General features: G+C 60.1%; 8 protein-coding genes. 7 read left to right on the forward strand and 1 reads right to left on the reverse strand.

Going from position 1 to position 8,984, the window contains the following annotated elements; all coding sequences use genetic code 11:
- The first annotated feature begins 3 nt into the window (after positions 1–3).
- From OE856_RS13155 to OE856_RS13180, 6 genes are all read left to right on the forward strand, one after another.
- Positions 4–1,386, forward strand: coding sequence for a CpaF family protein (locus OE856_RS13155; RefSeq protein ID WP_263716612.1), 1,383 nt, complete (start codon positions 4–6; stop codon positions 1,384–1,386).
- On the forward strand, positions 1,383–2,342 hold the full coding sequence (locus tag OE856_RS13160) for a type II secretion system F family protein (protein ID WP_263716613.1): 960 nt from the start codon (positions 1,383–1,385) through the stop codon (positions 2,340–2,342). The genes OE856_RS13155 and OE856_RS13160 overlap by 4 nt, the downstream gene beginning before the upstream one ends.
- Before the next feature lie 12 nt (positions 2,343–2,354).
- A complete protein-coding gene (locus tag OE856_RS13165) occupies positions 2,355–3,350 on the forward strand; it encodes a type II secretion system F family protein (RefSeq protein ID WP_263716614.1) in 996 nt (331 codons plus the stop codon).
- Positions 3,351–3,580: 230 nt separating this feature from the next.
- Positions 3,581–4,222: a VPLPA-CTERM sorting domain-containing protein gene (locus OE856_RS13170; RefSeq protein ID WP_263716615.1), complete on the forward strand. Its 642-nt coding sequence runs from the start codon at positions 3,581–3,583 to the stop codon at positions 4,220–4,222.
- Positions 4,223–4,412: 190 nt separating this feature from the next.
- Positions 4,413–6,233, forward strand: a complete 1,821-nt coding sequence (locus tag OE856_RS13175) for a Na/Pi cotransporter family protein (protein WP_263716616.1) — start codon at positions 4,413–4,415, stop codon at positions 6,231–6,233.
- A gap of 69 nt (positions 6,234–6,302) precedes the next feature.
- The gene (locus OE856_RS13180; protein WP_263716617.1) at positions 6,303–6,557 is read left to right on the forward strand and encodes a hypothetical protein; all 255 of its coding nucleotides are present in this window, start codon (positions 6,303–6,305) and stop codon (positions 6,555–6,557) included.
- A gap of 812 nt (positions 6,558–7,369) precedes the next feature.
- Here OE856_RS13180 and OE856_RS13185 read toward each other — a convergent pair.
- On the reverse strand, positions 7,370–8,248 hold the full coding sequence (locus OE856_RS13185; protein WP_263716618.1) for a hypothetical protein: 879 nt from the start codon (positions 8,246–8,248) through the stop codon (positions 7,370–7,372).
- Between OE856_RS13185 and OE856_RS13190 the strand changes: the two genes are divergently transcribed.
- Positions 8,239–8,568 carry a hypothetical protein gene (locus tag OE856_RS13190; RefSeq protein WP_263716619.1) on the forward strand — a complete coding sequence of 110 codons (330 nt, stop codon included), beginning with the start codon at positions 8,239–8,241 and terminating at the stop codon, positions 8,566–8,568. The two genes, OE856_RS13185 and OE856_RS13190, sit on opposite strands and share 10 nt — an antisense overlap.
- Positions 8,569–8,984: the final 416 nt, after the last annotated feature.

Below are 8,984 nucleotides of genomic sequence, written 5' to 3' on the forward strand. Positions count from 1 at the left end.
CCAATGTTCAATGATTTCCGCAAACGCACTCCCGCCAAGGAATCCGTGTCGACCAACGTGGTGCCGCTCAAGCCCGAGCCGGTCTCGGCCCTGCACGAGCCCGACGCCGCACTGATGGCGCATCTGGAGCTGAAGAGCCGCCTGCACCGCGAGCTGCTGGACCGCCTGAACCTGTCGATGATCGACAAGGTCGAGAAAGCCGAGCTGCGCCGCCAGATCGCCGCCTTCGTGTCGCAATACCTGGCCCAGCAGGCCACGCCGCTGCGCGCCGATGCCCAGTCGACCCTGATCGACGAGCTGATCTTCGAGGTGATGGGTCTGGGCCCGCTCGAGCCGCTGCTGGCCGACCCCACGATCAACGACATCCTCGTGAACACCCACGAGCAGGTCTATGTCGAGCGCAACGGCAAGCTGGAGAAATCCAACGTCCGGTTCCATGACGAACGCCACCTGCTGCGGATCATCGACAAGATCGTGTCCAGCATCGGCCGCCGCATCGACGAGAGCCAGCCCTGGGTTGACGCCCGTCTGGCCGATGGCAGCCGCGTCAACGCCATCATCCGCCCCTGCGCGGTTGACGGACCGTCGCTGTCGATCCGCAAATTCTCGCGCAACCCGCTGACGATGGAGCGCCTGGTCGCCCATGGCAGCCTGACCGACAGCGCCGCCGCCTTCCTGCGGGCGCTGGTCGAGGCACGGTTGAACGTACTGATCTCGGGCGGCACGGGTTCGGGCAAGACGACCATGCTGAACGCGATGTCGTCCTATATCAGCCCCGATCACCGGATCGTCACCATCGAGGACGCCGCCGAACTGCAAATGCAGCAGGATCACGTCGTGCGCCTGGAAACCCGCCCCGCCAACGTCGAGGGCAAGGCTGCCGTGTCGCAGCGCGACCTGGTGCGCAACGCGCTGCGGATGCGCCCCGACCGCATCATCGTGGGCGAGGTTCGTGGCTCGGAATGTTTCGACATGCTGCAGGCCATGAACACCGGCCATGACGGCTCGATGACCACGGTGCACGCCAACTCGGCCCGTGACGCGCTGAGCCGCGTGGAACAGATGGTCACCATGCTGGGCGCCGACCTGCCGCTGCGCACGATCCGCTCGCAGATCGCCGCCGGTTTCCACGTTGTCGTTCAGCTGTCGCGCATGAGCGACGGCCGCCGCCGCCTGATCTCGATCTCGGAAATCACCGGGATGGAGCAGGACGTGATCACCATGCAGGATCTGTTCAAGTTCCGCCGCGATGGTGTCAACGAGCAGGGCGACGTGCTGGGCGAATTCGTGGCCACTGGCATCCGCCCGCGCTGCACCGATCTGCTGCAGGCCGCCGGCATCCACCTTGATCCCGAAACCTTCCATATCGATCGGGTGAAAGCATGACAGAATTCCTCGCCATCAGCGGCGACTATGTCATCTATGTCGCCATTTTCCTCGGTATCCTTCTGATCTTTGAAGGCCTGCGGCAGATGCTGTCGCGTGACGAGGACGAGAAACGCGCGCTGAACCGCCGGATGCGGTTCCGCCAGAAGGGCGCGACCACCCAGGACCTGCACGAGAAGCTGCTGGAAATGAACGCGTCGCTGGACGACACCAGCATCATGGCCCGGTTCAACCGCCTGCTGCGCCAGTCGGGGCTGGATATCAAGCCGGTGCGGTTCGTCACCGTGCAGGCCGCGGTCGGGTTCATCGTTCTGATCGTGGTGGCCAGCATCCTGCCGCTGACCACGGCGCTAGCGCTGGGAATCCTGGCCTCGGCGGTGCCGCTGCTGATCGTCGTGATGGTGCGCGAACAGCGCATGCAAAAGATGACCGCGCAGCTGCCCGACGCGCTGGACCTGATGGCGCGCGGCCTGGCCGTCGGCCACCCGCTGAGCGTGACCGTCGGCAACGTCGCCACCGACATGCCCGACCCGATCGGCAGCGAATTCGGCCTGATCGAGGACCAGGTGAACTATGGCGACGACATCGCAGATGCCTTTGCCGCCTTTGCCGAACGTGTCGGCACCGAGGACGCCCGCTATGCCTCGGTCAGCGTGGGCATCCAGCACTCGACCGGGGGCAACCTGTCGCATGTGCTGCGCATCCTGTCCAAGGTGATCCGCGACCGCGCCACCATGCGCAAAAAGATCCACGCGATCTCGGCCGAGGGGCGTCTTTCCGCGCTGATCCTGTCGGTGCTGCCTTTCCTGATCTTCGGCATCGTCAACTTCACCTCGCCGTCCTTTTACGGCGATGTCTGGCACGAGCCGCTGTTCAAGTATTTCGCCGGCGCCGCCCTGACCCTGATCGTCCTGCAGACACTTATCCTGTTCCGGATGGTCAATTTCAAATTCTGAGGAGGTGTCCCAATGGAGACCGCATTCCAAGACTTTCTGACCCTGGACAGCCTGTCGCCCGACCGGTTGGCCCTGATCGGACTGGCCATCGGCGTGTTCCTCTTCGTCTACGGCATGTCGACCTCTTTCGCTGGCCCCTCGCCCCGCCAGCGCCGCCTTTACGCGATGGGGTCGACCACCCGTCGCCGCAGCCGTGCGGACGTTCTGCGCCTGCATGACAACGACCCCAAGGGCCTGCTGCGTGCGCTGGTCCCCCAGACCCAGAAAGAGCGCAGCGCGATTGCCAAGCGCCTGCGTCAGGCCGGCATTCACCGCCGCAACGCCATCCAGCTGTATTACATCATCCGCACCGCGCTGGCGTTGCTGTTGCCCGCGCTGTTCCTGGCGCTGCTTTACCTGCCGCAGCAGGTGCCGCTGCCGGGTATCGTGCGCAACGCGCTGACCTCGTTCTCGTGGGGCCAGACGATGGTCATCCTGTCGGTGCTGATGCTGTTCGGGTTCTTCCTGCCGGCGATGTGGCTGCATGACCGGATCAAGGAACGCCGCCTGGCGATCGAGCGGTCGCTGCCCAACGCGCTTGACCTGATCGTGGTCGCGCTTGAGGCCGGGATGGGCTTTGATGCCGCGATGACCCGCGTGGCCCATGAGATCGCCCCGGTGGCCCCGGCCATCGCCGACGAATTCACCATTCTTCAGCTTGAAATCCAGGCCGGTAAGGACCGCCAGCGGGCCTTTCTGGATCTGGCCGCGCGGACCGGGGTCGAAGAGGTATCGTCCTTTGCCAACGTGGTGGTGCAGTCGCTGCAATTCGGCACCAGCGTTGCTGATGCGCTGTCCAACTATGCCAAGGAAATGCGCCTGACCCGCGAGTTGAAGGCCCAGGAAAAGGCCAACAAGCTGCCGGTGAAAATGTCGGCCGTCCTGGCCGGGCTGATGATGCCGGTGCTGATGATCATCTGCCTGACCCCGATCCTGATCCGCTGGCTCAAGGTGTTCGGCAATATGTAAACCGGGCAATCGGCCCACTAACGACAGCGCCCCCGTGTTGCGGGGGCGTTTTTCGTTTTAGACCAACCTATTGGAATCGATGCACAACCGGGATTTTCTCCCTCTCGTCAACACCGAAAGCTCTTACCGACTCGCAATTATGGCCAAAATGTGGCACAATAGACTCACACCAAGAGTGGCGAGCCGGGTTACCGGTCTCGATTGTGTTCTTGATATGGGGGAGCCCAGATATGAAATTTTTCAAACTAAAAGCGGCCGCTATTGGCTGCATTACGGCACTGGCCCTTGCAAGCGGCGCATCCGCTGCCAGCCTCAGCGTCGTCGATGCATCGGTTGATCCGGTGCAGAACACCAAGCAAAACCCGTGCATCATCGCTGGCACCGTCTGCCCGACACAGCCGGCCTCGCTGCCCTACACAAAGTATAACAACGCCGGGAACCTTTCCGCGATCAGCGAATGGAGTCCGGAATACACGGTTGCGAAAATTCGCTCCATCGCTGGCAATGTGATCAGCATCGGCCTGGATGTGAACCAGACCAACGCGAACTCGCCGCAGACGCTGGTGAACTTTGCCATGTATATCAACGGCGCACTGATCGACCAGATGGCCGCGCCGGTTGTCGTGGCTGCCGGTAACAACGGCATCGGCTGGGCCGATTGGCTGATCACCGGGTTCACCTCGCTGGCGGGTTATGGCGACAACGACAAGGTTCAGTTCTTTGCCTCAATGCGCGGCATGAACGATGGCCCCGAAAAGTTCTTCCTGGTCGGGGTTCCTGGCGCGGTCATTCCGCTGCCTGCAACCGGGCTGCTGTTGCTGGGAGGCCTGGGCGGACTTATCGCCTTTGGTCGACGCCGCAAGACCGTTTGACCTGAAGACCCTCATTTCATAACGCGTGGCAGTGGCTGTTCATTCAGCCGCTGCCATATTGCGGCGCGACGCGCCCCTTCCCCCCTCTTGCCGAACAGCTTTGCCCGGTCCATCATCAATGGGCCGGGCTTGGCGTTTCAGCGCCCTATCGTATTGACCGGCAGGTGCTTTTCATGAGGCCACCCCCCGGATGATCAAGAAAGTGACATTGCCCGCGCTATTGCTGGTTCTGGGCCTGGGATTCTGGTTCAGCGGCGATTTTCAGGAAATCGCGGCAGGTGTCGCGATCTTTCTGTTCGGCATGCTGATGCTTGAAGACGGGTTCAAGCAGTTCTCTGGCGGCCTGCTTGAGGCCACGCTGGAAAAGGCCACCGGCTCTGTCGGGCGTTCGCTGGGGTTTGGGGTTCTGACCACGACGATCATGCAATCCAGCTCGCTGGTGTCGGTGATCACCATCTCGTTCCTGTCGGCGGGCCTGATCTCGCTGATCGCGGGGGTGGGCATCATCTTTGGCGCCAATATCGGCACGACAACCGGCGCCTGGCTGGTGGCAGGGTTCGGGCTGAAGGTGAACATCTCGGCCTATGCGCTGCCGATGCTGGCGGTGGCGATCGTGCTGGTCTTTCAAAAGAACAAATACATCCGCGGCGCGGGATATGTGTTGGCCGGGTTGGGCTTTCTGTTCCTGGGCATCCACCACATGAAAGAAGGGTTCGAAGCCTTCAAGGATCAGTTCGACCTGTCGCGCCTTGCGCTGACCGGGCTGTTGGGACTGGTGGTCTACACGCTGGTCGGCACGGCGGCGACTGTGGTGATGCAATCAAGCCATGCCACGATGACGCTGATCATCACCGCGTTGGCAGCCGGACAGATCTCCTATGAAAACGCGCTGGCGCTGGCGATCGGGGCCAATATCGGCACCACGATCACCGCGATCATCGGCGCACTCAGCGCCAATTTTCAGGGCAAGCGCCTGGCCCTGGCGCATTTGATCTTCAATGCGGGCACAGCGGCGATCGCGCTGGTTCTGATCGGCCCGATCCGGATGTCGGTCGATATGATCGCTGCGGGGGTCGGCATTGCCGAGGATGACTTTGCGCTGAAGCTGGCGGTGTTTCACACCATCTTCAACCTGCTGGGCGTGATGATCATGCTGCCGCTGCTGCACCGCCTGATCGCGTTTCTCGAACGCGCCATCCCCCAGCCCGCCGAGGATCGCAGCCAGCCCAAATATCTGACCGAGGCCGTGGACGAGTTTCCCGAGACGGTCAAGGTCGCCATGCGGCACGAGGTCAAGCATCTCTATGACAACGCGGCCGAGCTGATCCTGCACGGGCTGAACCTGCATCAGCACCAGGTGTTTTCCTCGGCCGCCCTGGAAGACACGATCAAGCACAGCCATCATCCGATCGAATTCGACATCGACCAACGCTACGAGGCGCAGATCAAGACGCTCTACGCCGCCATCGTCGAATTCGCCACCCGCGCCGGGTCGAAGAACATGCCCGAGGACGCGATGCACGAGATCTACTCGTTGCGGGACGTGGCCGGTCAGATCGTGCGGGCGGTCAAATCGGTCAAGCATTTGCGGCGCAACGCGACCCGCTATACCGAGCGCCCCAAGGGCGCGATCACCGAGCTGTATGACCATCTGCGCACCGAGATCGCCCGCATCCTGGTCGAGATCCGCAAGCTGGACCTTGAAGACCCGACCGAACGCTCAAGCCTGTGGCTGGACCAAGAGCGGCTACAGGTCGAAAGCGATGCCCAAACCACCAATACGCGGGTCGAAACCCTGATCCGAGATCATCAGCTGACCGCGATTGCGGCGACCTCGTTCCTGAACGACTCGCACTATGCCTACTCGGCCATGCGTGACCTTCTGGGCGCGGCGCGGGCCTTTTACATCGAAACCGGCGACGCCATGGCCGAGGTCGAGCGCATCCTAGCGCTGGATGACGAGGAACTGGCCGACATGACCCACAGCCCGCAAAAGGCAAGGACACAATGACGCAGCCGCATTGTCACATCGTTCTTACATCCGGCCAGGATACTGCCGCATCGGGCAAGGAGAACCGCCATGGGACTTGAGAACACGATCGACAAGCTCGACAAGTATTTCAAACGCCTCGACAAGGGCAAAGCGCAAAAGATCAAGCCCGCCCATGTGGACGAGCTGCTGCGCAAGCTGGAGACCAAAGCCGCCAAGCTGGAGGCCGAGCTTGCCGAAACCACCGACGACGCCAAGCGCCAGCGCCTGGAAAGCAAGCTGACCATGGTACACGAACAGCAAAAGCGCGCCACCTGGCTGGCAGAGCAGATCCGCGACGCCTGAGACGGGCCCCGCAATCCGGGGCGTTGTCTGAAGGCCGCCAGCACGATCAGCACAATCGCCGACCTCAACAAAGTTGCAGACCCTGTCCCGCTCACACGCAACCAACGCGCAGAGCCCCGCAACACCATGCGTCGCTGGCGGCTGGTTTCAGGGGGATTTTCCCGGCTAGATAGGTGGCGGAGACGAAGTCTTACACTCTTATTGCATAATCATTTGATATTTCACGATAATAAGAAATGAAAATGGCGTCATACCACATTTCTTACCACGACAAAGGCAGAGCATCACGCCCGGTGCATCCTCTCGACAAGGTAGTGGAGACCTAAGAGTGTGACGATCAGCAAGCTAGAAATCATCCATGTGTAAACGCCCCACGCAAACAATTGGGCAATCTGCAACGAGGTCTGCACCCAAGGCAGGTCAAGACTACTGAACGAAAGGCGCAAGTAGAAGACCCCGGAGATGTACAGCAAAATTGACAATGTAGCGCAGTAACCGAAAAGCACCGCAAGAAAGCGTCTACGAGTCAGTGTCTCCTTGATCTCCTTACTCTGACGAGTAGCGGTCAATGTCGGGGCGCGCGACTGGGGGTCGATGTAACAACTGTCGAAGGTCGCTTAGCAGCGACAGCCTATGCCCTCGTGCAGGAAGGGATTAGCAGCGGCGGGTATCCGGTCCTGCCCAAGAACCCCGAATTTGCACCAATAGGGGCCGAATATCGTTGCGATGGAGAACCCACATTCTATCGACAACGTATCGATTCCCGAAGACCGCGCACGTCACATTCTGGATGGGGAAGGGCGGAGTGGTGGTCACCGGTTTGGCACAGGGATGCCCGGCAAGACGGAGTTTCCCGAAAGCTGGTCGGATGATGACATTTTGGACGCGATCAGGAAGGTTGCGGGGCCGGACGTGTCGTCGGGCCTGCTCATCGTGAAGGCGATTTGTTGATCACCGGTGAGGTGAACGGCGTTGAAATAGAGGTCGTTGTGCGACCAGACGGTAGAGTGAGAACCGGATACCCAGTATCCGGTAATGGCATTGTAAGGAATCCGAGGTGATCTATGGACGACAAAGAAGCAATCGATCTGCTGGAAAAGCAACTCGCTGCACTTGAAGATGCGAATTTGGACATGTCCATGGACCGAAGGTTTTTCTATGTCGGGGAGTATGACCTCGCATTGGAAGGCGTCTATGTCGCTCATAAACGGCATCCAGGCGTGCTCGATGATTTGGAGATTCAAGCGCTCGTCGATGACTTCGAAATGGATACGGCTGAATTTGACCGGAAGTCGTAGAAGCGACAACGTCATATCGACACCTATCCCGGAGGAGGCGGGGCCGAATATCGTTGATGCTCGACCCGGGGCCACGACGGCACCCGGTGGTAACAGAATTCTGCCCCATGGCAGCAAGGGGAACGGGCAAGACATATTTGTCTCAAAGGCCACGATGTTGGGCAGATCGACGATATCATTGCCAATCCTCGTCCAGATCCGAGCGGTATCGTTGAAGGGCGCGGCTGATACAAAGGTCAGGATATGACCCTGCTGACAGGTCAAGATGGCCATTGGGTTCTTCTTGATCCCGATGGCAACGTCTTCGCTGTAAGCAATCGTAATCTGCCGCTTGGGCACAAAGAGAACCAACCGGACAACATTATCCGTCCACTGGAGTAGCCATGAATACATGGTTTGAAGACCTGATAGAGCAGGCACAAACAGGGGCAGGCACTGAATGGATTTCCAAAGCCGAGCTTTTGGAGTTCAACGAATATCTTGCCACGCGCGGCTTTGGCGTTTCAAGAATGGAGGTCGCACAGGCAGCCGGTGGGACCGTCAAGCGAAATTTCGGCTACGGCATCTTGCCTGCCCCAATCGGCGACGACCCCGAACACTGGCTCAATCATTTCGATCCCCAACGTTCCGCCGCATATGTTCGCGAAACCGTTCAGTTCGCCAAGGAAGACGGCGCCCTGTTCGACTACAAGGTTTGGGCTGAGCAGCCTTAAATCATCGAGAAGCTTGGTCAAAAAACCATACGTTTCTGCCCTGCCAACCCTGAGCCTCTATTGGTGCGGCCGCAGAGAAATGAGGCTTTGTCCGCATTGCTGCCGTCCCGCACTTTTGGCTGGGCTGATCTTTGAAGCGGCACGGCCGCTAACTAAATTGCCACGATGACGATTTGGGGCCAAGCACTGACGCCCGCCGGAAACCCCACAATCGCTCGATCCTTGGCGTCTCGCTCATGTGGATTTTCAGGCTACCGTTGCACATCCCGGCCCCGCCTGACGTCGCCCCCCTGAGCAGCCTCATCTGACTGGTCCAGTTTGATTGTTAGTGCATGATCGTCCTGTGTTCCATCGGGATGATGGATTCCGGGGCCGGTGGGCGATAACCCAATGCACTGTGGGGCCTCTTTGTGTTG

The organism is Actibacterium sp. XHP0104, from assembly GCF_025751515.1.
Classification (GTDB): domain Bacteria; phylum Pseudomonadota; class Alphaproteobacteria; order Rhodobacterales; family Rhodobacteraceae; genus Actibacterium_D.

What these genes read in the sequence shown, in the direction of transcription:
- OE856_RS13160 (WP_263716613.1), top strand. Translation starts at nt 1,383, where the DNA reads ATGACAGAATTCCTCGCCATCAGCGGCGACTATGTCATCTATGTCGCC.
- OE856_RS13165 (WP_263716614.1), top strand. Translation starts at nt 2,355, where the DNA reads ATGGAGACCGCATTCCAAGACTTTCTGACCCTGGACAGCCTGTCGCCC.
- OE856_RS13170 (WP_263716615.1), top strand. Translation starts at nt 3,581, where the DNA reads ATGAAATTTTTCAAACTAAAAGCGGCCGCTATTGGCTGCATTACGGCA.
- OE856_RS13185 (WP_263716618.1), bottom strand. Translation starts at nt 8,248, where the DNA reads ATGTATTCATGGCTACTCCAGTGGACGGATAATGTTGTCCGGTTGGTT.
- OE856_RS13190 (WP_263716619.1), top strand. Translation starts at nt 8,239, where the DNA reads ATGAATACATGGTTTGAAGACCTGATAGAGCAGGCACAAACAGGGGCA.
- OE856_RS13155 (WP_263716612.1), top strand. Translation starts at nt 4, where the DNA reads ATGTTCAATGATTTCCGCAAACGCACTCCCGCCAAGGAATCCGTGTCG.
- OE856_RS13180 (WP_263716617.1), top strand. Translation starts at nt 6,303, where the DNA reads ATGGGACTTGAGAACACGATCGACAAGCTCGACAAGTATTTCAAACGC.
- OE856_RS13175 (WP_263716616.1), top strand. Translation starts at nt 4,413, where the DNA reads ATGATCAAGAAAGTGACATTGCCCGCGCTATTGCTGGTTCTGGGCCTG.